The organism is Rhodococcoides kyotonense, assembly GCF_001645385.1.
Taxonomy (GTDB): domain Bacteria; phylum Actinomycetota; class Actinomycetes; order Mycobacteriales; family Mycobacteriaceae; genus Rhodococcoides; species Rhodococcoides kyotonensis_B.
The window spans coordinates 109743-132324 of sequence record NZ_LVHI01000012.1 but is presented as its reverse complement, the minus strand read 5'-3'; the positions used below and the strand labels follow the sequence as shown (position 1 = coordinate 132324).

Annotated in this window: 19 protein-coding genes and 1 tRNA gene; 7 read left to right on the top strand and 13 right to left on the bottom strand. The window is 66.1% G+C overall.

Features of this window, described 5'->3' with window-relative positions:
• The first annotated feature begins 73 nt into the window (after nucleotides 1–73).
• Genes mutA through meaB form a run of 3 tightly spaced genes read left to right on the top strand, consistent with a single transcriptional unit; the run spans nucleotide 74 to nucleotide 5233 of the window.
• On the top strand, nucleotides 74–1933 hold the full coding sequence (gene mutA, locus A3K89_RS08635; RefSeq protein WP_157105277.1) for a methylmalonyl-CoA mutase small subunit: 1860 nt from the start codon (nucleotides 74–76) through the stop codon (nucleotides 1931–1933).
• Between the two features lie 4 nt (nucleotides 1934–1937).
• Nucleotides 1938–4220: a methylmalonyl-CoA mutase gene (gene scpA, locus A3K89_RS08630; RefSeq protein WP_068424193.1), complete on the top strand. Its 2283-nt coding sequence runs from the start codon at nucleotides 1938–1940 to the stop codon at nucleotides 4218–4220.
• 2 nt (nucleotides 4221–4222) lie between these two features.
• Nucleotides 4223–5233, top strand: coding sequence for a methylmalonyl Co-A mutase-associated GTPase MeaB (gene meaB / locus A3K89_RS08625; protein ID WP_068424191.1), 1011 nt, complete (start codon nucleotides 4223–4225; stop codon nucleotides 5231–5233).
• Here the strand turns inward: meaB and A3K89_RS08620 are convergent.
• The gene (locus A3K89_RS08620; protein ID WP_084423676.1) at nucleotides 5230–6261 is read right to left on the bottom strand and encodes a nucleoside hydrolase; all 1032 of its coding nucleotides are present in this window, start codon (nucleotides 6259–6261) and stop codon (nucleotides 5230–5232) included. The genes meaB and A3K89_RS08620 overlap by 4 nt on opposite strands.
• Nucleotides 6262–6524: 263 nt before the next feature.
• On the opposite strand from A3K89_RS08620, the gene proP reads away from it, so the two are divergent.
• The gene (gene proP, locus A3K89_RS08615; RefSeq protein ID WP_068424189.1) at nucleotides 6525–8042 is read left to right on the top strand and encodes a glycine betaine/L-proline transporter ProP; all 1518 of its coding nucleotides are present in this window, start codon (nucleotides 6525–6527) and stop codon (nucleotides 8040–8042) included.
• 14 nt (nucleotides 8043–8056) lie between these two features.
• Here the strand turns inward: proP and A3K89_RS08610 are convergent, their stop codons facing one another.
• The 6 genes from A3K89_RS08610 to A3K89_RS08585 form a co-directional block, all read right to left on the bottom strand.
• A complete protein-coding gene (locus tag A3K89_RS08610; RefSeq protein WP_068425899.1) occupies nucleotides 8057–9307 on the bottom strand; it encodes a CoA transferase in 1251 nt (416 codons plus the stop codon).
• 86 nt (nucleotides 9308–9393) lie between these two features.
• Entirely contained in the window at nucleotides 9394–10632 is a 1239-nt protein-coding gene (locus tag A3K89_RS08605; protein WP_068424187.1) for a saccharopine dehydrogenase family protein, read from the bottom strand.
• 144 nt (nucleotides 10633–10776) lie between these two features.
• Nucleotides 10777–11163 (bottom strand): DUF2784 domain-containing protein, encoded by a 387-nt coding sequence (locus A3K89_RS08600; RefSeq protein WP_068424185.1) that lies wholly within the window; start codon nucleotides 11161–11163, stop codon nucleotides 10777–10779.
• Between the two features lie 16 nt (nucleotides 11164–11179).
• Nucleotides 11180–12676, bottom strand: a complete 1497-nt coding sequence (locus A3K89_RS08595; protein WP_068424183.1) for a glutamate-cysteine ligase family protein — start codon at nucleotides 12674–12676, stop codon at nucleotides 11180–11182.
• A gap of 85 nt (nucleotides 12677–12761) precedes the next feature.
• Nucleotides 12762–14219: an SDR family NAD(P)-dependent oxidoreductase gene (locus tag A3K89_RS08590; protein WP_068424181.1), complete on the bottom strand. Its 1458-nt coding sequence runs from the start codon at nucleotides 14217–14219 to the stop codon at nucleotides 12762–12764.
• Between the two features lie 179 nt (nucleotides 14220–14398).
• Nucleotides 14399–14487 (bottom strand) — tRNA-Leu (locus A3K89_RS08585).
• A gap of 162 nt (nucleotides 14488–14649) precedes the next feature.
• On the opposite strand from A3K89_RS08585, the gene A3K89_RS08580 reads away from it, so the two are divergent.
• Both A3K89_RS08580 and A3K89_RS08575 read left to right on the top strand, forming a co-directional pair.
• A complete protein-coding gene (locus tag A3K89_RS08580; RefSeq protein WP_084423732.1) occupies nucleotides 14650–16011 on the top strand; it encodes a M20/M25/M40 family metallo-hydrolase in 1362 nt (453 codons plus the stop codon).
• Between the two features lie 41 nt (nucleotides 16012–16052).
• Nucleotides 16053–16580: a YbhB/YbcL family Raf kinase inhibitor-like protein gene (locus tag A3K89_RS08575; protein ID WP_068424179.1), complete on the top strand. Its 528-nt coding sequence runs from the start codon at nucleotides 16053–16055 to the stop codon at nucleotides 16578–16580.
• Nucleotides 16581–16625: 45 nt separating this feature from the next.
• Here the strand turns inward: A3K89_RS08575 and A3K89_RS08570 are convergent, their stop codons facing one another.
• The 3 genes from A3K89_RS08570 to A3K89_RS08560 all read right to left on the bottom strand — a co-directional run bounded on the left by A3K89_RS08570 (nucleotide 16626) and on the right by A3K89_RS08560 (nucleotide 19088).
• Complete coding sequence (locus tag A3K89_RS08570) at nucleotides 16626–17693, bottom strand: quinone-dependent dihydroorotate dehydrogenase (RefSeq protein WP_068425892.1); 1068 nt, start codon at nucleotides 17691–17693, stop codon at nucleotides 16626–16628.
• 50 nt (nucleotides 17694–17743) lie between these two features.
• Nucleotides 17744–17944, bottom strand: coding sequence for a DUF5703 family protein (locus A3K89_RS08565; RefSeq protein WP_371828796.1), 201 nt, complete (start codon nucleotides 17942–17944; stop codon nucleotides 17744–17746).
• A 103-nt stretch (nucleotides 17945–18047) separates the two neighbouring features.
• Nucleotides 18048–19088 (bottom strand): YncE family protein, encoded by a 1041-nt coding sequence (locus tag A3K89_RS08560; RefSeq protein ID WP_068424175.1) that lies wholly within the window; start codon nucleotides 19086–19088, stop codon nucleotides 18048–18050.
• 149 nt (nucleotides 19089–19237) lie between these two features.
• On the opposite strand from A3K89_RS08560, the gene A3K89_RS08555 reads away from it, so the two are divergent.
• Nucleotides 19238–19630, top strand: a complete 393-nt coding sequence (locus A3K89_RS08555) for a hypothetical protein (protein ID WP_206031326.1) — start codon at nucleotides 19238–19240, stop codon at nucleotides 19628–19630.
• Here A3K89_RS08555 and A3K89_RS08550 read toward each other — a convergent pair.
• From A3K89_RS08550 to A3K89_RS08540, 3 genes are read right to left on the bottom strand one after another with little or no spacing between them, the layout of a single operon-like run.
• On the bottom strand, nucleotides 19610–20473 hold the full coding sequence (locus A3K89_RS08550; RefSeq protein WP_068424173.1) for a heme ABC transporter ATP-binding protein: 864 nt from the start codon (nucleotides 20471–20473) through the stop codon (nucleotides 19610–19612). The genes A3K89_RS08555 and A3K89_RS08550 overlap by 21 nt on opposite strands.
• Nucleotides 20464–21546 carry a FecCD family ABC transporter permease gene (locus A3K89_RS08545; protein WP_068424171.1) on the bottom strand — a complete coding sequence of 361 codons (1083 nt, stop codon included), beginning with the start codon at nucleotides 21544–21546 and terminating at the stop codon, nucleotides 20464–20466. Before A3K89_RS08545 ends, A3K89_RS08550 begins: the two co-directional genes overlap by 10 nt.
• Entirely contained in the window at nucleotides 21543–22580 is a 1038-nt protein-coding gene (locus A3K89_RS08540; RefSeq protein ID WP_254303471.1) for a heme/hemin ABC transporter substrate-binding protein, read from the bottom strand. Before A3K89_RS08540 ends, A3K89_RS08545 begins: the two co-directional genes overlap by 4 nt.
• Nucleotides 22581–22582: the final 2 nt, after the last annotated feature.

Below are 22582 nucleotides of genomic sequence, written 5' to 3'. Positions count from 1 at the left end.
GATCGATCGCGGTTAACATCACACAAAATGCCTACTGTCGATCGGCTCTCGCCGATCAATCGAGGAGCAGATCGTGCCCAGTGCTACACAGGAGGACGCTGCGCGCAGCGCGTACGAGGCGTGGCAGAAGGCCGTCGCGACGGTGCTGGCCAAGTCGCGTCGTGTCGACGTCGCCGACCTGCCTCCCGAGCCCGAGCGTCTGTTGGAGACCCACACCTACGACGGTGTGACGGTGTCGCCGTTGTACGGGCCGCAGGACGAACTCGTGGACCGTCCGTTGCCGGGCGTGTTCCCGTTCGTTCGCGGTCGTGACTCCGGTCGTGACGTCAACGCAGGCTGGAAGGTCAGCGCGCGGTACGGCATCGGACAGACCGATGCAGGGGCGGTGAACGAGTCGATCCTCGACGGTTTGAACAACGGCGTCAGTGCGCTGTGGCTGCGGCTCGGGGGAGCCGATCTGGCCGTCGAAGCGTTGCCGGTGGCCCTGAACGGCGTGCTGTGGGATCTGGCTCCGGTCGTCCTGGACGCGAAGGCGGGAACGAGCGACGCCGCCGACGTCGTCTTCGGGATCCTCGACGGAGTCACCGCCGAGGATCGAGGCGCCATCGACGTACGCCTGGGCGCGGCGTCGTTGACGTCGCGCTTCGCCGGGACCGAGTCCGTGGATCTGGACGAGACGGTACGACTGGCTTCTCGTGCGGCGCAGCGGGCGGAGACCGTGCGCGCGATCACGATCGACGGCACTGTCTTTCACAACGCCGGAGCGAGTGACGCCCAAGAGGTCGGGGCTGCGGTCGCGGCGGGTCTCGACTACCTTCGCGCGCTGACCGACGTGGGCATGTCGGTCGGAGATGCGTTGCGGCAGATCGAATTTCGCTTTGCAGCGACCGACGATCAGTTCCAGACGATCGCGAAGTTCCGTGCGGCGCGGTCGGTCTGGGCGCGCGTCGCGCAGGTGTGCGGCGCACCGGCCGACGGTGGCGCGCCGCAGCACGCGGTGACGTCGGAAGCGATGATGGCACAACGTGATCCGTGGGTGAACATGCTGCGTACGACGTTGGCCGCGTTCGGCGCGGGTGTCGGCGGTGCCGATGCGGTGACGGTCCTGCCCTTCGACGCCGCGATCGACGGTGGCGCCGCGGGTGTGTCGAAGACGTTCGCGGCCAGGATCGCCCGCAACACCCAGCTGTTGCTGCTCGAGGAATCGCATCTGGGCCGTGTCCTGGATCCGGGTGCCGGCTCGTGGTACATCGAGCAGCTGACCGACGACGTCGCAGCCAAGGCGTGGGAATTCACCCAGGCGATCGAGTCGAACGGTGGCTACGTGAGTGCGCTGGATTCGGGCTTCGTCTCGCGCGAGATCGACCGGGTCCGAGCGCTGCGCGATTCCGATATCGCGCACCGACGTACCCCGGTCACGGGCGTCAACGAGTTCCCGAACCTCGCCGAGGAGCCGTTGCCGCCGCAGTCGACCGACACGGGTGTCGCTCGGTACGGCGCGGCATTCGAGGCGCTGCGGGACCGATCCGATGCATACCTGAAGGCGAACGGTTCGCGGCCCGAGATACTGCTCGTTCCACTGGGGCCGATCGCCGAGCACAACGTGCGTACGACGTTCGCGGCGAATCTCCTTGCTTCGGGCGGCATTCATACCGAGAACCCGGGTCCGCTGACGGCCGACGCCGTCGCGGCCGCTGTCGCTGCGTCGGGAGCGACGACCGCGGTGTTGTGCGGTACCGACAAGCGTTACGCGGACGAAGCACGTGCTGCGGTGCTTGCGCTGCGGAAGGCGGGCATCGAGCGGGTCCTGCTCGCCGGCCCGGACAAGATCTTCGCCGATGTCACCGGGGACGAGCGTCCCGACGGCTTCCTGACCATGAAGGTCGACGCCGTCGCTGTCCTGTCCGACCTCCTCGACACGCTGGGAGCGTAGAGCCATGACCAGTCAGGATGAGCGCATCTCGCACACGATCGGCAGTTTCGCCGATGTGCCGCTGAAGGATCCGTCCGAGCCGGCACCGTCCGCGCCGACGCCGGACGAGGCATCGGCGCACATCGCCGCAGGCGCGCGAGCGAACAACTACACGGCCGAGCAGGTGGTCTGGTCGACTCCCGAGGGAATCGACGTCAAGCCCGTCTACACGAAGGCCGATCGCGACGAAGCCGAAGCGCAGGGGTATCCGGTCGACAGCTACCCGGGTGCACCGCCGTTCGTTCGCGGCCCGTACCCGACGATGTACGTCAATCAGCCGTGGACGATTCGTCAGTACGCTGGCTTCTCGACGGCGGCGGAATCGAATGCGTTCTACCGCCGCAACCTCGCCGCCGGACAGAAGGGTCTGTCGGTCGCGTTCGACCTCGCGACGCACCGCGGCTACGACTCCGATCACCCGCGCGTGCAGGGTGACGTCGGAATGGCCGGTGTTGCAATCGATTCCATCTACGACATGCGTCAGTTGTTCGACGGCATCGACCTGGGCAGCGTCTCGGTGTCGATGACGATGAACGGCGCTGTGCTGCCGATTCTCGCGCTGTACGTGGCGGCCGCCGAGGAGCAGGGTGTGCCCCCGGAGAAGCTGGCCGGGACCATCCAGAACGACATCCTCAAGGAGTTCATGGTCCGCAACACCTACATCTACCCGCCGAAGCCGTCGATGCGGATCATCTCCGACATCTTCGCCTACACCAGCGAGAAGATGCCGAAGTACAACTCGATCTCGATCTCCGGCTATCACATCCAAGAGGCCGGTGCGACAGCCGATCTGGAGCTCGCGTACACACTCGCCGACGGTGTGGAGTACATCCGCGCGGGACTGGATGCAGGCATGGACATCGACACGTTCGCGCCGCGCCTGTCGTTCTTCTGGGCGATCGGCATGAACTTCTTCATGGAGGTCGCCAAGCTGCGGGCCGGGCGTCTGTTGTGGTCGGAGCTGGTACAGAAGTTCGAGCCGAAGAGCGCGAAATCACGGTCGCTGCGGACACATTCGCAGACGTCCGGATGGTCGCTGACGGCGCAGGACGTGTTCAACAACGTCGCTCGTACGTGTGTCGAGGCGATGGCCGCGACGCAGGGACACACTCAGTCGCTGCACACCAACGCCCTCGACGAGGCTCTGGCGTTGCCGACGGACTTCTCCGCACGTATCGCGCGCAACACGCAGTTGTTGATCCAGCAGGAGTCGAACACCGTTCGACCGATCGACCCGTGGGGCGGCTCGCACTACGTCGAGTGGCTGACCCACCAGCTCGCGAACCGGGCGCGTGCACACATCGCCGAGGTCGAGGCTGCAGGCGGTATGGCGCAAGCCATCAACGAGGGCATTCCGAAGCTGCGCATCGAGGAAGCCGCCGCCCGTACTCAGGCTCGCATCGACTCCGGTCGTCAGCCCCTGGTCGGCGTGAACAAGTACGTCCCGGACGAGCCGGACACCATCGAAGTGCTCAAGGTCGAGAACTCGAAGGTACGACGCGAGCAGATCGAGAAGCTCGAGCGTCTGCGCGGCGAGCGTGACACCGCCGCCGTCGAGGAAGCGCTGGCGAACCTGACCCGAGCTGCCGCGTCGAACGAATCGGGGCTGGAGAACAACCTGCTGCACCTCGCGATCGATGCGGCGCGCAAGATGGCCACCGTCGGCGAGATCTCCGACGCGCTCGAGAAGGTCTACGGGCGTCACCAGGCGGAAATCCGGACAATCAGTGGTGTGTACCGCGACGAAGCAGGCAAATCCCAGAACATCGCCACGGCGACCGAACTGGCCAGGAAGTTCGCCGAGGACGAGGGCCGTCGTCCCCGCGTGCTGGTCTGTAAGATGGGCCAGGACGGGCACGACCGAGGTCAGAAGGTCATCGCGACGGCCTTCGCGGACATCGGCTTCGACGTCGATGTCGGCCCGTTGTTCCAGACACCCGAGGAGGTCGCACGTCAGGCGGCCGACAACGACGTTCACGTCGTCGGAGTGTCCTCGTTGGCCGCAGGCCATCTGACGCTGGTTCCCGCACTGCGGGACGCACTCGCGGCGGTGGATCGTCCCGACATCATGATCGTCGTCGGTGGCGTCATCCCGCCCGGGGATTTCGACGAGCTCTACGCCGCGGGCGCGTCGGCGATCTTCCCACCCGGAACGGTCATCGCCGACGCGGCGATCGGGCTGGTGCAGAAGCTCTCGGAGCAACTCGGACACGGCCCTGCCGCCGAATCCGGTGAGGCGTCCGCCTGAGCATGACGTCTGCGAACAAGCCTGGCAGGCAGATCGACATCGACGCGGTTGCCGAGTCGGTTCTGAGGGGCGAACGGTCGGGTCTTGCCCGGGCGATCACGTTGGTCGAATCGACGCGCACCGATCACCGCGAGTTGGCGCAGCAGCTGCTTCTGCAGCTGCTGCCCAAGGCGGGTGGGTCGCATCGGGTGGGCATCACCGGTGTTCCCGGCGTCGGAAAGTCGACGTTCATCGATGCGCTCGGGATGTATCTGATCGGGAAGGGACACCGGGTTGCGGTGTTGGCGGTGGATCCGTCGTCGACGCGTACCGGTGGCTCGATTCTCGGTGACAAGACGCGCATGGCCCGGCTGACGGTCGAGGACAACGCCTACATCCGGCCGTCTCCGACGTCGGGCACTCTCGGTGGCGTCGCCCGTGCGACGCGCGAGACCATCGTGCTGCTCGAGGCCGCCGGGTTCGACGTCATTCTCGTGGAGACCGTCGGCGTCGGGCAGTCCGAGGTCACCGTCGCGAACATGGTCGATTGCTTCGCGTTCCTGACGTTGGCACGCACCGGTGACCAACTGCAGGGCATCAAGAAGGGCGTGCTCGAGCTCGCCGATCTTGTGGCCGTCAACAAGGCCGACGGCAAGCATGCGATCGAGGCGAAGAGTGCCGCGCGCGAACTGCAGGGTGCGCTGCGGATGATCTACCCGCACGACGCGATCTGGAAGCCGCCTGTGCTGACGATGAGCGCGCTCGAAGGAGTCGGGCTCGACGACTTCTGGGACACCGTGCTGCGGCATCGTGAAATCCTCACCGACGCAGGCGAATTCGCCGAGAAACGACGTACGCAGCAGGTGGACTGGACGTGGACGATGGTCGACGATCAGCTGCTCCGGCGGCTGGCGCAGAACCCGGCCGTCAAGAAAATCCGCGCGGACGTCGAACAAAGCGTCCGCGACGGATCTCTCACGGCGGCGTTGGCCGCCCAGAAACTCCTCGATGCATTCGATTCGGGGGAGAGTTAGGGGTACAGGCGCGCAGCCAGCCCGCCCACTCGTTCGATCAGATCGTCGAAGAAGGCGCTGGGGTCGGTTGCATACGCGATGGATGCGTTGTGCTCGCGTCCCCACATTCCCCGGTAGTCCGCGACCGTCGTTCCGCGCGTGAGCTTTCCGTCGAGTTCGACGTCGACGGTCGCGGTGCGCTGCACGGCGATGCTCGGATCCAACGCCACGGCAGCCGCGAAGGGATCGTGCATGTGCGCGAGAAACCCCTGATCGTGGTCGCGGTGGAACTCGAAGTAGAACCGAACGGCGTCGGAGAAGTGTCTGACGACGGGGTTCGACGCCGAGGACCGTGTCGTCGACGCGTCGTCCTCCGACAGAACCTCTCGCGGTGTGCTTCCGGCGCGTTCCGCGAGCCGCGCGATGTGCTCGGGGAACATCTCCACCGTCTCGGTGACGTCCAGCGGGCACAGGATCGGCAGTCGGTTTTCGGGCAGACCGGCGAACGCCGCGAAGACCTCGGCCGCTGCCTCGGGGTCGACCGCGATGTTCCATTCGCTCGTCGGGGTCGTGTTGCCGGGATGGTGGAACGCCCCGCCCATGACGACCAATCGTTTCAACAGCCGCGGCAGTTCCGGCTCGACGCGAATGGCCGTCGCGAGGTTGGTCAGAGGGCCTGTCACGAGACCGGTGACCTCGCCGGGACGTTCACGGACGATCTCGACCCAGGCGGTCGCGGCGTCGCGATCCGACAGCAAACGCGTCGAGAGTGGTAGTTCGGCGTGTCCGATTCCCTGCGGGCCGTGTGTCTCCTCGGTCGTCATGAGCGGCGCGACGAGTGGCTTCTGCGCGCCGAGTGTGACTTCGATGTCGGTGGCGCCGCAGAGGTCGAGCCAGGCCAGGTTGTTCGCCGCGACCTGGTTCACCGGGACGTTGCCCGCGGTGGACGCGATCGACAGAATCTCGGCCTCGGGACTCGACAACAGGTAGAGCAGAGCGAGAGAGTCGTCGATTCCGGTGTCGACGTCGACGATCAGGGGGACGGTCACGCGATCACCGCTTTCGGGCTGTGGGATTCGGGGAGCATGGAAGTGCGCACCGAATGATCGTGCCCGGTTCGAGGTGTTCGCGGTGTTTCGGGGTGTGCACCGACGACCAGGCCGCGTCCGAATTGACCGAAATGGCCCAATTGTGCAGTGCGCGAACAAAATTGAGGTTTAGGTCAGATGACCTGCGGGGATGCAGAGGAATCCGACTCATCGACCGCCGAACGGTTTGAAACCTGATAATTATGCTGGCTAACGTTAAGAAAATGACGGTTGCGAAGGATTCCGAGTCATCCCAGACGCCACCGGAGGACACCCGGTGGGGACACGAACATGTCCGGCATCTGCGGCGGGGCGTGTTCGCCCGCCTGATGCACCGTAAACCGAAGCTGACCGAAGACGACATCACGGTCGTCGACCAGCCGATGCTCAAGCGCGCGGTCTCGGCCGCCGCGCTCGGCAACACGATGGAGTGGTTCGACTTCGGCGTCTACGGCTATCTGGCCGCGACACTCGGCAAGGTCTTCTATCCCGATGCCTCGCCCGGCGTTCAGCTTCTCAGTACGTTCGCGACGTTCGCTGCGGCCTTCCTCGTCCGACCGCTGGGTGGTCTGTTCTTCGGTCCGCTCGGTGACCGCATCGGCAGGCAGAAGGTTCTCGCCGCGACGATGATCCTGATGTCCATCGGAACCCTCGCAGTCGGTTTGATCCCGAGCTACGCCACCATCGGGATCTGGGCTCCGATTCTGCTTCTGGTCGCGCGTCTCGTTCAGGGTTTCTCGACGGGCGGCGAATACGGCGGTGCCACGACGTTCATCGCCGAGTATTCGCCCGACAAACGACGTGGCTTCTTCGGAAGTTGGCTCGACTTCGGCACTTTCGTCGGTTACGCGATGGGCTCGGGTCTCGTGACGATCCTCAACGCGGCGCTCGGCGACGCCACGATGGTCGAATGGGGTTGGCGCATACCGTTCTTCATCGCAGGCCCGATGGGAATCATCGGCCTTTACCTGCGCCTCAAGCTCGAGGACACTCCCGCATTCCGGAAGCAGCTCGACGATCACGACTCCAAGGTCAAGGAGCAGGAAAGCGGAGCGAAGGAGATCGGCAAGATCTTCACGCAGCACTGGCGCGCGCTGCTCATCTGCATGGGAATCGTGTTGCTGTACAACGTGTCCAACTACATGGTCACGAGCTACCTTCCGACCTACTTCACCGAGGTGCTCGGTCGTTCGCAACTCAGCGCCGACCTGCTTGTGCTGTCCGCGATGGTCATCGTGGTCTCGATCATCGTGGGCGTCGGACGCCTCACCGACTGGATCGGGCGCAAGCCCGTCTTCGTCTTCGGAGCCGTCGCGCAGATCGTCCTCGCGATTCCGTGCTTCCTGTTGATCCAACGGACAGGCTTCGTCGGACCGTTGATCGGATGTCTGGTTCTCGGTGTCATCCTGGCGTGCTTCGCGGCGCCGAGCGCATCGACGCTGCCCGCGCTGTTCCCCACCCGGGTCCGATACGCAGCCCTGTCGATCGGCTTCAACCTGTCGGTCTCGCTGTTCGGCGGCACGACCCCGCTCGTCACGTCGGCGCTGGTCTCGGCGACGGGCAGTGCCATGGTCCCCGCGTTCTATCTGATTCTCAGTGGCGTCATCGGCCTCGTCGCGGTCGGATTCCTTCGCGAATCCGCGACACAGCCGCTCGAGGGATCCCCGCCGCAGGTCGATTCGCCGAAGGAAGCGAAGACGCTCTACCAGGAGGCGTCCAAGCTGCCTGCTCCCGCGTCCTGAGTCGGGTTCTCAGGTCACCGGAAAGCCGGTTGGTCGGATCCGAATCGACGAGCCGGCGACGGATAGTCGCAGTACTCGATCAACGCGGGCCGTGCGGCACGGATCGAACCGTGCTGGACTGTCGTCTCGTCGCCGGGCAGTGTCGACGCCACCGGATGCGTGACGCGTCCCCGTCGGCCCCGTAGCCACGCACCGGTCCGTGCCAACGAGACCGACACATCGAGCGAGTCGTTGCCCGAAAGTTGCGCTGTCAGCGCGTCGACGACCGCGGCGGCGAGCAAGTAACCACTCGCGTGGTCGAGCGCTTGCGCCGGCAGGGCTCCGGGTTTCTCGGACGTGCCTTCGACGAGCGAAATCCCGGTGGCCGCCTGGACGATGCTGTCGAACCCGCGTCGATCCACCCATGGCCCGTGCCCCCACGCCGACACGCGACCGTGTACGACGCCCGCAGGCAGGACGTCGAGCCCGAACGCCTCCAGCGCGCCGGGGCGGTATCCGGTGACGACGACGTCGGCAGTCGCGACGAGATCGCGAAGTACCTCGGCGTCGTCGGACGCACGGATGTCGAGAAGTGCGGACCGCTTACCCTGTCCGTTCTCGAGATGCTGCCACTCGATCTCCGGCATCTGCGGAGGGTCGACGCGGAGCACGTCCGCACCCAGCAGCGCGAGGGCCCGCGTCGAGACGGGCCCGGCGATCACACGCGTCATGTCGAGCACCCGGATGCCGCGCATCGGCGCGTCGGCCGTCGCGTCGGACCGAGCGCCCGAACGTCGTCTCCCTGATGATCGAGACCCGGCCGCGGTTCGTATCAGTGGGCCGGAATCGGCGACCGACGCAGCGTCGCGGGTCCACTCGGCCTCAGTGCGCACCCGGACAGCGACGGCAGAGGCGGCGGCACACCGATCCTCGATGTCCTGTCCCGTCAGCTTGCCGATGAGCGACGCCGCCGCCCCGCGGTCGGCATCGTCCGGCAGGCCGAGGGCGGCGAGCAGAGCACGCCGGTGGTGCGGATAGTTCGCGTGCGTGCGGACCCAGCCGTCGGCGCTGCGGAAGAACCCGGACAACTCTGCGAATCCCTGAACCGGAGCGTCGTCGATCCGCAACATCCGATCGCCGGAGAACGATGCGGTGATCCGTCCCGGGTCGAGGTGCCACGCACTCGTCGGAAGTCCGTGGGCCACCCGGTAGCGGTCGACCGCCGCAGCGAACGACGCGACTGCTCCACTCGCCAGTTCTGCTACGGGGAGCGTCGCGGACAGCATCGAACCGAAGTCACCGACGGTGAAACAGCTTGCGCCGGAATCGATCCCGAGGGCGGCGTCGTACGACCGTATGAGGTCGTCGACGGTCACGCCTTCTCGGCTCGAATCTCGAACCCGGCGTCACGCAGGCGGGTCACCAGGGCGTCGCCGATCGCAGTCGCGGGCGTCAGCACCCCTGCCGCGTCGGGCAGACGATCCCGGTCGAACGCCAAGGCAAGAGCGGATTCGGAGAGCATGACCGAGGTCGCCTTGTATCCAGGATCGCCCTTCGCCTTCACGCGCGAACGGTAGCGGGCACCGGTTGTCGTGGTCGTGTAGATGTCGACCGTGAAGTGTCCGTTCTCCTGAGCTTTCGTGCTCGGGCCGCTGCCGGGCGCAACCAGAACACGATCGAGAAGCTTCTTCGGCGCGACCGTCATCGCGAACACCATCGCGCCCAACCCGGCGGACACGGCGCCGGCGACGAGCGGGGAAGCAACGGACGAGCCGACGCTCATGACCTCGCGATAGCGAAACTTCCTGCCGTAGGCCCAGTCTCGTAGTGCGTTGCTGCGTCGCACGACACGGGTGTTGGCCGACGCCATGACGAACGGCGCCTTCCACCCCTTCACGCCGGGAGCGATGTCCTTGCCGTCGACCAGTTGCACGTCGGACTGCCGACCCAGGTCGGGTTCACGAGACCGGTCCGGGCTCAACGTGTACGGACTCGCGGCCAGACGTCGCAGCTTCTTGTCCTTCTTGACGACCTCGATCTGTGTGCGCAACGAGTCGATGGTTCCGCCGCTGACGCCGCCGCGCATCGAGGTGACCACGAGGGTGGTGTCGGTCATCTCGCCCGCACCGTCGGCTGCGACGGCCGCGTGCAGGACATGGACGCCGAGATCGGAAGGGATGGAATCGAATCCGCAGGCGTGCACGATCCGTGCGCCCGTGCGTCGGGCGATCTCCTCGTTGGTGTCGATGCTCTCTCGCGTGAAGAGCACCTCACCGGTGAGGTCGACGTAGTCCGTCCCTGCCTCGGCGCACGCGGTGGTCAGCGGAAGGCCGTACTTCGCATACGGGCCGACCGTCGTGATGACGACACGCGTGCTCTCGGCCATCGTGCGAAGTGCGTCGGTGTCGGCGGCATCGGCCTGGATCAACGGCCACTCGGCCGCCGAAGCGGGAAGCGAACGTCGGACTTCCTCCAGCTTCGACAGCGACCGTCCAGCCAGGGCGATCGACGTGTTCGCGGGGGCATGGGACGCAAGGTAGGCGGCGGTGAGCTTGCCGACGAAACCGGTTGCACCGTAGACGACGATGTCGTGCTCGCGTGACGAAGTCATGTACTGGACAGTAACGCGGATCTCCACGGGAGTCGAAGACCCCCTCGGTCACTCCGCAGGCTCCACTCCCGCACCCCGGGTCATTCCGCAGGCTCCACTCCCGCACCCCGGGTCATTCCGCAGGCTCCACTCCCGCCCCCCGGGTCATTCCGCAGGCTCCACTCCCGCCTCCCGGTGGGAGTGGACCCGCAGATGCGCGTATCCGATCCAGGAGACGAGCACCGCGAACGCAGCGGCCAGCCTTACGGCGCCCAGCGCGCTCTCGGGATACACGACGCCGGTCAGGTAGTGGCTGATGAAGCCCGTCGACGGCAGTTCCGCGACGCCGGCACGGACCCGCGCCCAGTTCTCCACCGCCGTCAGCGGGCAGTCGACGCCGACGACGACCGACGTGAAACCCCATGCGACGGCGCAGACGTGGAGCCAGATCGTTCTCGGCAGACGCCACGCCACGAACCCGCCCGCGACGACGTAGGCGATGAATGCCAGATGCACCACCACCGTGACGTCGGCGACAGCTCGGTAGAGCATGTGTCGATCGTAGGCGCTAGAACGACCAGGTGTGTACGGGTCCGCCCTCGTTCATCTGCGTGACGTAGTCGGCCAACATGCCCGAGAGCGCGTCGTCACGAGACTGCCCGGCGCGTTCGCGGTCGACGACGGAGTTCCGTTGCCACACCGAACCGGAGACCTTCGCCAGGCACCGGCCCTCGATCACACCGAGATAGCGGTCCCGCACCTCCGCGTCGACGCCGTACGCCGCAAGACCGGCATCGGCCATCGGCAGCAGGCGTCGCAACACCAGTTCCTGCGGACTGACCCACCCGACCTCGGGCCAGTACAGACGCGCATCGAATCCGCTGCGGGCCGCGGAATGTAGATTCTCGGCGGCCGCGTCGTACGACATCTGCGACCACAGCGGACGATCGGCTTCTGCGAGAGTCCGTAGCGTTCCGTAATAGAACGCGGCATCGGCGAGGCTGTCGACGACCGTCGGCGCGGCGGGCAGTACTCGGTTCTCCAGCCTGATGTGGTGGCCGCCGTCGGAGCGATCGTAGATCGGGCGGTTCCAGCGGTACACCGTCCCGTTGTGCATCCGCAGCTCCGACAACTCAGGTGTACCACCCTGCGCGAGAACCTCTTTCGGGTCCTCGTCGCTGCAGACCGGGAGCAGGGCGGGGAAGTAGCGCGAATTCTCCTCGAACAGATCGAAGATGGACGTGATCCAGCGTTCTCCGAACCACACGCGGGGGCGGACGCCCTGGTTCTTCAGCTCCAGCGGGCGGGTGTCGGTCGCCTGCTCGAACAACGGAATTCGAGTTTCGTGCCACAGCGCGCGGCCCGCGAGGAACGGTGAATTCGCCGCCAGCGCAACCTGAATGCCCGCGAGCGCCTGCGCACCGTTCCAGTACGAGGCGAAGTCGTCGGGGGAGACCTGCAGGTGCAGTTGCATCGACGTGCATGCAGCCTCGGGAAGAATGGTGTCGGTGATCGTGTTCAGATCTTCGGCGGCGGTCGATCCCGGCAGGCGAACGCCGGGAATCTGCAACTCGATGTCCTCACCTCGCGCGGCGAAGATCTGCTGATTGAGCAGATCGTATCGAGGATTCGACGAGAGCCACCGATGCTCGAAGTGCTTCTCGGTCAACGTCGGAAGCATTCCGATCATGACGAGACGGCTGCCCGACTCGCGCGCTCGCTCGTCGGCGGCGTTGAGCGACCGACGAAGGTCCGACTCCAACGCCCCGATGCTGTCGCCGCGCATCGGCCGCGGCTCGACGTTGATCTCGATGTTGAACTGGCCGAGTTCGGTCTGATAATCCGGATCGGCAATGGCGTCGAGGACCGTCGCATTGGCCATCGCGGGAGCCATCTCGTCGTCGACGAGATTCAGCTCGACCTCCATGCCGATTCTCGGCTCGCCGACGTCGAACGTGTCGTGCGCGAGCATCGTCGCGAGTGCGTCCAGACAGTCCTGGACCTTCTGCCGGAACCGATGCCGGTCCTGACGGGTGAACTTGCGCCGGTCGACGTCGTCGCCCATGTTGTGACCACCCTGTTTTCGCCCCGTATGTTGCCGAGTGTCTCGTATAACCGTGACCGTCGCAGCACAAACGTAGGCGACACGATCACCAGGGAGAGGGCACGAAATCCTTCAGGAACTGGCCGTAGAGGTCCACCCCGAGTTCGCCCTGGACGATCGGGTCGTAGACCCGTGCTGCGCCGTCGACCAGGTCGAGCGGTGCGTGGAATCCCTCGTCGGCGAGCCGCATCTTGGTCGGATGCGGGCGCTCGTCGGTGATCCATCCGGTGTCGACGGCCGTCATGAGAATGCCCTTCTCGCGCATCTCCTTGGCGCTGGTGCGCGTCAGCATGTTCAGCGCCGCCTTCGCCATATTGGTGTGCGGGTGACCGGGACCCTTGTATGCGCGGCCGAACTGGCCTTCCATCGCCGAGACGTTGACGACGTACTTGCGACGCGCGGGCGAGGATTCCATGGCGGCACGAAGACGACTGACGAGGATGAACGGCGCGACGGAATTGCACAGCTGCACTTCGAGGAGTTCGACGGGATCGACCTGATCGACGGTGTGCACCCAGCTGTTCGTGTCCGCGAGATCGGGCACGAGACCACCGGCGTCGATGGCGATGCCCTGCTCGATACGTTCGGCTGTTGCCGAACCGGCCACGAGCGCAAGCGAACTCACGGCGTCCGCCGTCAACGTGCCTGCGACCGCGCCCACGGCAGTGCCGGGCAACGCGCTCGTCAGTGCGGCCGGATGCGCCTCGCTCGTCTTGCCGAAGGTGATCACATCGGGTCGCGGACCCGACGGCAGCGCTTCGGATTCCGCGTCGATCAACGCACTGTACGACCCGGCCGAGCGCTTCACCGTCTGCGCCGCGTTGTTGATGAGAATGTCCAGCGGACCCTCGGCTGCGACCGAATCGGCAAGAGCCACAACCTGAGCGGGGTCGCGGAGATCGATTCCGACGATGCGCAGACGATGCAGCCACTTGTCGCTGTCCTCCATGGCGCTGAACCGTCGGATCGCGTCGTTCGGGAAGCGAGTGGTGATCGTGGTGTGGGCACCGTCGCGCAGAAGCCGCAGGGCGATGTACATGCCGATCTTGGCGCGTCCGCCGGTCAGCAGTGCGCGCCGTCCCGTGAGGTCGGTGCCTGCGTCGCGCTTGCTGCGGTTCGTCGCAGCGCAGTCCGGGCACAGCTGGTGGTAGAACGCGTCGACCTGGGTGTAGCGCTGCTTGCAGATGTAGCAGGGGCGAGGCCGGATGAGCGTACCCGCGAATTCCCCCGTCGCACGTGCTGTCAGTGACAGACCTGCCGTCTCGTCGTCGATGCGGTCGGGGGAGCCCGTTGCGGTGGCGGCGACGACGGCCCGGTCCGCTTCGGACTTCGCGTTGCGGGCAGCGATACGACGAGCCCGCTTGAGGTCCTTGAACATCTGCCCCGACGCCCGCTGCACGACAATGGAATCAGGGTGATTCTTGTCCAGATCGCCTGCGAGCTTCAGCACCCGTAGGCACGTCTCGAGATCGGCGGGATCGATACCGGTGGCGGCGTCGGTCATCTTCGTTTTCCTCCCAGGCAGGCGCCTGTCACTCGACTGCATCCGGACAAGGACTGTAGCCGGACGACGACCGAATCGAGAACAACGACGTAGGCCCCGACTCCAAAGGAATCGGGGCCTACGTCGTCTGTCTCAACTCAGATCTTGTTCGATCTCACCGAGGCGTCGGTGTCGATCTCTGGTGTCCGAGGGGGGACTTGAACCCCCACGTCCGTTAATAGGACACTAGCACCTCAAGCTAGCGCGTCTGCCATTCCGCCACTCGGACCAGTTTGCGTTGTTCTGTTGTTCGACGAGCACTCCGTCGCTCGCACACCCGGTCGCTGTGTGCTCGTTAAAGCTATACGAGAGACGCCCGATCTCCCAAATCCGCACGTCATCCGACCCGTCACGTCACCCGCGCATCCCGGACAGGTGGTAGGAAAGTGTGGTGTCTTCAGCCGATAACTCCGCACCAGCGACAGTCCCGACCACAGCACTGGACGAGGTCGTCGATCTCGTCAGTGCCCTGATCCGATTCGACACGTCCAACACGGGCGAACTCGAGACCACCAAGGGCGAGAAGGAATGCGCGGAGTGGGTGGCGCGGAAACTCGAGGAGGTCGGATACGAGACGGTGTACGTCGAGTCCGGTGCTCCCGGCCGAGGCAATGTCTTCGCGACGCTCGCAGGCGCCGATCCCGACCGCGGCACGTTGATGATCCACGGCCACCTCGACGTCGTTCCCGCCGAACCCGCCGACTGGAGTGTCCATCCGTTCTCGGGGGCGGTCGAGGACGGCTACGTCTGGGGACGTGGCGCCGTCGACATGAAGGACATGGTCGGCATGGCGCTCGCGCTGGCCAGACAGTTCAAGTCGCGCGGAACCGTTCCGCCTCGCACCATCATGTTCGCGTTCCTCGCCGACGAGGAGAACGGCGGCAAGTGGGGTTCGCACTGGCTCGTCGACAACCGTCCCGACCTGTTCGAGGGTGTGACCGAGGCAGTGGGAGAGGTCGGTGGCTTCTCGCTGACCGTCGCGCGTCCGGACGGCACCGAGAGGCGGCTGTACATGGTCGAGACGGCCGAGAAGGGTCTCGGCTGGATGAAGCTGACCGCGAAGGCGCGTGCCGGACACGGATCCTTCCTGCACGACGAGAACGCGGTGACCTACCTTGCCGAGGCAGTGGCCAAACTCGGCAATCACACGTTTCCGCTGGTGATTTCCGACTCGGTCGCGGAGTTTCTTGCCGCGGTCTCCGAAGAGACCGGTCTGGATTTCGATCCGACGTCCCCGGATCTCGACGGCACCCTGCAGAAGCTGGGAAGTATCGCTCGCATCGTCGGTGCCACGCTGCGCGACACGGCCAACCCGACGATGCTGAAGGCGGGATACAAGGCCAACGTGATTCCGCAGACGGCCGAGGCGATGGTCGATTGCCGCGTCGTGCCGGGTCGTCAGGCCGAGTTCGAGCGAGAGGTCGACGAACTGATCGGTCCGAACGTCGAACGCGAATGGATCACCAAGCTCGATTCGTACGAGACCACGTTCGACGGTCACCTCGTCGACGCGATGAACGACGCCGTCCTGGCTCACGACGCGAACGGGCGGACCGTTCCGTACATGCTCTCCGGCGGCACCGACGCCAAAGCGTTCGCGCGGTTGGGAATTCGCTGCTTCGGATTCGCTCCGCTCAGGCTCCCACCGGAACTCGACTTCGCCGCGTTGTTCCATGGAGTCGACGAGCGGGTACCCGTCGCTTCGCTCGAGTTCGGTACACAGGTACTGGAACACTTTCTGCTCCACAGCTGAGACCCCCAGCTGCACTCAGGATCGCTACGAAAGGACCGTCGATGACATTCGACCCGTACGCCGCGCTGCCCGACCTGCCGTCGTTTCAGCTCACCTCGGAAGATCTCCAGGAAGGGGCGACGCTCGATCTGCAGCAGGTCAGCGGAATCATGGGCGCGGGAGGACACGACAATTCACCGCAGCTGTCGTGGTCCGGCTTCCCCGAGGGCACCAAGAGCTTCGTGGTCACCGCGTACGATCCCGACGCGCCGACCGCATCCGGGTTCTGGCATTGGGCCGTCGCGAACATTCCGGCGGACACGACGTCGCTCGTCGCGGGTGCAGGTGACGACGGCGGCACCGGAATCCCCAGCTCGGCAATCACATTGAAGAACGACGCAGGCCTTGCCCGCTACATCGGTGCCGCGCCGCCCGCCGGACACGGCCCGCATCGGTACATCTTCGCCGTGCACGCCGTGGACGTGGAGCGACTGGAGGTCGACGACACGGCCACGCCGGCGTACCTCGGGTTCAATCTCTTCTCGCACGCCATCGGACGTGCATTGCTGACCGGCGTCTACGAGGCGTGATGGTGTGGGGCGTGCGGTGTGTCGTCCGCGCGCCCCACACGATCGTCAGCGGCTCGCCGACCCCACCGCGTCCGACAGCGTCGAAAAGCCGCCTGCGCGAACACGTTCGGCGATGCCCTTGTTGATACGCCGCATCCAGAACGGGCCACCGTAGATGAATCCGGTGTAGCCCTGCACGAGGGACGCGCCTGCCGTGATCCGCTCCCATGCCTGATCGGGCGTCTCGATGCCACCGACAGAGATCAGCGCGATTCGGCCCCCCACGCGGGCGTACAGCCGTCGGAGCACCTCCAGCGAGCGTTCGGCCACCGGCGCGCCCGACACTCCACCTGCGCCCGCGGCCTCGACGACGGCACGATCGGTGCGCAGGCCTGTCCGGGAGATCGTCGTGTTCGTCGCGACGATTCCGTCCAGTTCGAGCTCGACCGCCAGATCGGCGACGGCGTCGATATCGTCGTCCGACAGGTCGGGAGCGATCTTCACCAGAACCGGAATCGACACGACGCTCTGTACTGCGGAGAGGATCGGCCGCAGGGATTCCACTGCCTGCAGGTCACGCAGACCCGGTGTGTTCGGCGAACTGACGTTCACGACCAAAAAGTCGGCCAGCGGTCCGAGGAGGGTTGCGCTTGCGGTGTAGTCGGCGGCGGCTTCGGCTGCCGGTGTGACCTTCGTCTTGCCGATGTTCGCGCCGATCGGAATCATGCCCCGACGACCACGCAGGATTCCGGCCGCAGCGCCTGCGCCGTGATTGTTGAAGCCCATGCGATTGACGAGGGCTCGGTCGTCGGGAAGGCGGAACAGGCGGGGCTGCGGGTTGCCGGGCTGAGCCTGAGCGGTGACGGTGCCGATTTCGGCGAACCCGAACCCGAGAGGACCCCAGGCGTCGACACCGTCGGCGTTCTTGTCGAATCCGGCCGCGAGACCGAGAGGCGCGGGGAACTCGACGCCGAACACCGTGCTGCGCAACAACGGATCGTCGACGACGAGGATTTTCTGCACGAGCGCCCGTAGGGGTGCGAACGCGGTCACAGCGCGCATCGCGCCGAAGGCAATGTGGTGAATCTTCTCGGGCGGGAGAAGGAACATCAGCCGGAGCAAAGCGCGATACAACGTGTGACCCACAGATCTTCTCTCTACTTGGAGTCCCGGTCGAGGGACACTTACATGCCCGGTTCGGGAACGTGATAGGCCGTCTTCTTGCGTTTGAGCAGAACCCGTCGACTGCCGTCCGTGTACAGCCGGACCCGGGACAGCTCCCAGCCGCCGAACTCGGCCTGAATTGCGAGCCGCATCGATGCTGTCACGCGTGTGACGTCCGGAGGCAGGCGGAGGGGAATGTACTCCCAATCCTCGGAGGTGATGTCCCAGTCGGACGGAACGCGGGTGCGTGCGGTGGTCGTTTTCGGCGCAGTGAATTTCGGCACTGTGGATTTCGGCACTGTGGCATTGCCTTTCGCTGGTGTTCTATCGCCCCTCGGCAACCGAAATTCGCTGCAGTCCATTCCCGGTCGCCGACCCGACGAACAGGTCACCGGTGTCGGAATCCACCGCGATCGAATCCGGCTGCCGGACGGTCGGGAACCGTGCGACCTCGACCGGAATGCCCGTGTCCAGCGTGTATCCGACCACTTCGTTGTCTCCGGGCAAACTGATCCAGACGACGTCGGACTTGTCATCGTAGGCGACGGCCCACGGCTGCGCATCGACCGGAAAGCGCTGACGGAGCAGCAGATCCTCGGAGGAGTAGACCAGCAGTTCGCGTCCGACGGTGTCGGTGACCAGAATCCGTCCGAACCTGTCGGTGTCGAGGTGCGCCGCTCCTTCGCCGGCTCGCAAGGCGAGGCCGAGGGAACCGTCGTCGACTTTCACCTCGGTGAGCGAGGTCTGGTGGCGGTCGAGAGCGGTCACGCCGTACTGGGTCGATGCCAGCGCGTCGACCGACGTCAGACCGCCGACCGTCTCGACCTGTGACCGATCGCCGTCCGGGTCGACGACGTGAATCGTGCCACCGTCGTCACCCGCGGCGAAGCGGCCGTCGTCGAGGCGCGCCGCGCTCGTCAGATTCGCGTCGATCGGAATGGAGTCGATGTCCGACGTGCGCAGATCGACTTCGACGAGCGATCGGTCCATCGGTAGCAGCAGGCGACCGTCACCGGCGTCGGCGATCCCGGCGGCCGCTCCCGGTAGTGAGATCTCACGAGGTGGTTGGTCGGCGATCTGGCCGTCGGGAGCGGTGAACACGACAAGCGACATCAGGTCGTCGGACAGCGCGACGACGGAGCGCGTGTCGGCGTCGAATGTGGTGGAATGCAGACCGGAAGGGGAGTCGGTGACGACGCCGATCGGGGGTACCGCAGTGTCGGGGGAGTCCACTCTCGTCACCGGTTCGAGGTTCACGGCATCGGGTTCGTCGCTGCTGTCGCTCGAGCACGCCGTCGCGAGAAGCACAGCCGAAGCGGCCGCCATGACCAGAGCGATCCGCCGCGGCGACTGTGTGTGTTCCATCGGTTTCGTCTGCTCCTGACAACGTTCGTGTTCTCGGTGACCGCTCCCAAGCCTGCCTGATCGCTCCGGCGAGCCCGTCGTCGGACCCGACTCGGACCGATCTGCGCGTGGCGGTACCGTGGTTCGCGGGGAGAAAACGAGGAGTCGAGTTGGAAACCGAAGATCGTTTCGACACCGCAGGCACTTCACTCCAGCACGCCCAATCCGACCGATTCGACGTCGAAGAGATCACCACGGGATCCCACGCCAACGGATTCGGCAGGACCGACGACGGTCGGCCGTTCGCGTTCCGTGTTCACCGAGGCACGTTGTATCTGGCGGTCTACCGCGCGACCATGTCGTCCGCCGTCCCGGACGAGTCCGACGTCTCGGCCGTCGCCGAGCAGTCGATGACCGAGGTCGACATCGCCGACGAACGCAGCGTCATCGCTGCGGTGCGCGACGCCGTCAACCATGCGACTCCGGTCGACTCGTCGACCAGCGAGTCGTCACCGATGAGGTCGCTTCTGGGGCGGATGAGCTCACTGATCGACGTCGGCTGACTCCGGGCGCGACGAGCCGTCGCGCACCGGCAGCACGAGCAGAGCGCCGGTCACGGGGTGATCGAGTACCTCGACGGAATGACCGTAGACCCGGGACAGCAGGTCCGCCCGCAGGACCGTCCTCGGGCTACCTACGGCTTCGAGCGAGCCGTCGTGCAGCACCGCGATCCGGTCGGCGTACGCGGCTGCGAGACCCAGATCGTGCAGAACGACGACGACTGCACTCCCGGCGAGTGCGCGTCCACGTGCGACGGACATCACCGTTTCCTGGTGACCGAGGTCGAGCGCGGCCGTCGGCTCGTCCAGGAGCAGGGTCGTGGTGTCCTGGGCGAGAACTCGGGCGAGGGACGCGCGGGCTCGTTCGCCGCCGGACAGACTCGAGAACGGTCGGTGCGCGAACCGAGCGACGTCGCACTCGTCCATCGCGGCCGCGATCGATACGTCGTCCCCGTCTTGGTACGGCGTTCCGTTCCACGGCGATCGGCCCATCCTCACGACCTGTTCGACGGTGAACGAGAAACCGACGGTGTGCTGTTGGGGCAAAACGGCTCGCCGACGCGCGACTCGAACGTCCGACCACGACGACAACGGTCGCCCCTGTAGTTCGACCGTGCCCGCCTGGGGGTCGGTCTCTCCGGCGAGCACTCCGAGGGCCGTCGACTTGCCTGCCCCGTTCGGTCCGACGAGTGCGAGAACCTCGCCTGCGACGATGTCCAGGTCGAGCGACCGCAGAACGGTACGACCGGACCGAACTGCGTCGACGCCTCGGGCGCGCAGTGTGACGTCGCCCGGCGTGACGGGGGTGAGTTCGTCGTGTCGGCGGGAGAACAGCCTCATGCCCATCCGCCCTGTTTCGCTCGTGTGCGGCGCAACATCCAGAAGAAGAACGGCGCGCCGATCAGCGACGTGATCATGCCGAGCGGCATGTCGACGTTCGCGACGAGCGAGCGGGCCAGCAGATCGGAGCCGATCAACACCACGGCACCGCCCAATGCGCTTGAGGGAATCAGCGTGCGGTGCGCCGGTCCGAGAAGCATGCGCATCAGATGCGGGACGACGAGCCCGACGAACAGGATGATGCCGGTGAACGCGACCCCGGACGCCACCAACAGCGCGACGACGACGATGGCGAACTGTCGCAGCCGTTCGACGTCGACGCCGAGGTGTCGTGCGACGTTCTCGCCGAGCGCAAGGAGATCGAGCCGGTGCGCGATGGCCATCGACGCCGCGATCCCGACCACCGCCAGCGGAGCGACTACGGCGACAGCCTGCCAGGTGGCCCCGGACAGCGATCCGAGCTGCCAGAAGACGATCTGATCGCGAGCCGCGGGCGACGCCACGAACGTGAAGAACGCGATCAAGCCGCCCGCGAAGGCGTTGATCGCGACGCCGGTGAGGATGAGCGTCACCACCTCGGTCCGGCCGCCCCCGCGCGCGAGGAGATAGACCAGCACGGTCGTGATCAGCCCGCCGAGGAACGCGGCGGTGGCGACCGACCAGACGCCCGCGAATGCGCTTCCGAGCACGAACACGGACGACGCGCCGACCGCTGCTCCCGACGACACACCGATGACGCCCGGCTCGGCGAGCGGGTTGGCGAAAACGCCTTGCAGCAATGCGCCCGCGCAGCCCAGGCTTGCGCCCACGACGGCTCCGAGCGCGATGCGCGGGAAGCGAACTTGCCAGAGCGTGACGTCGCCGCTCGGATGCGACGGCATGGGGCCGACGTCGAGACCGATGCGGTGGAAGATGCTTCCGACGACTTCCAACGGGGTCGTCTGCACCTGGCCCGTACAGGCGGAGACCAGAGCCAGCACGACGACGAGTGCCGCGAGCACACCGAACACCGCCCAGGTGCGCAGGTGTCGGTGCCGTTCCGGCGTCGACCCGACCTGTGTCTCTGCGTGGGACGTCATGAAGCCGGTTCGTAGACGGCCTTCGCGAGGGCGTCGAGTACTTTTCCGGTGTTCGGACCGAAGCTGAGGATCACGCCGTCGGCCATGTCCACGATGCGCTCGGACTGCCCGGCCGGCGTCTGGGCGATCCCGGGCACCTGTTCGAGGCCCTCGATGCCGCCGATGGACTCGAGGCCGTCGGTCATCATCAGTATGACGTCGGGTGCGGCTGCGATCAGCGCTTCGCTGGTGACCGGCACGAACTGCTGGGTCAGGCCGGATGCGGTCCCCGCGTCGTCGGCGCCCAGCGCTGCGACGAGCGAATCCGCTCCCGAGCCGGGTCCGGCGAGCATCTTGATCGCGGGACCGCGCATGTACAGGAACGCGATCTTCAGCGGGTCACCGTCGGTCGGCGCCGCGCGTGTCGCGGCGTCGATCTCGGAGGCTGTGCGCTCGGCGAGTCGTGCGCCCCGGTCGGGAACGCCGAGAGCCGACGCGACGGCCTCGATCTGCGGTCCGACGCCGTCGAGAGTGCGCGTCGGGTCGAAGTAGACGACCGGGATGCCCGCAGCCCGCAACTGGTCCTGGACCGCGCGTGGCCCGATGCTCGTGTCGGTCAGCACGACGGTGGGGTTCAGCGCGAGGATTCCTTCTGCGCTGAGCGAATGGCCGCCAGGGGTCACGTCGGTGACGTCGGCGACCGCCGGGAAATCGGCGGACGTGTCGCGGCCGACGAGGTTGTCACCGAGTCCGAGGGCATACACCGTCGTGGCGAGAGTGCCGTACTGGTCGGCTGCCACGATCCGGCTGGTGTCGGACACCGTGACGTCGACTCCGTCCAGACTCCGCGTCGTGACGGGCAGCGCGGGTGCAGGCGCGTCGGTGATGGGTTCCGGATCCGGATTCTCGACGACCGCCGTGCGCGGTCCGATCGAGCCCGCGGACTCACCGCCGTTCCCGGCATCCGTCCCCGCGCACGAGACGAGGACGACGGACGACACCGCGGCGACGATTCCGAAGGCCAGCCGTGTCCGCTTCGCGCGCAATCCGTTCACGC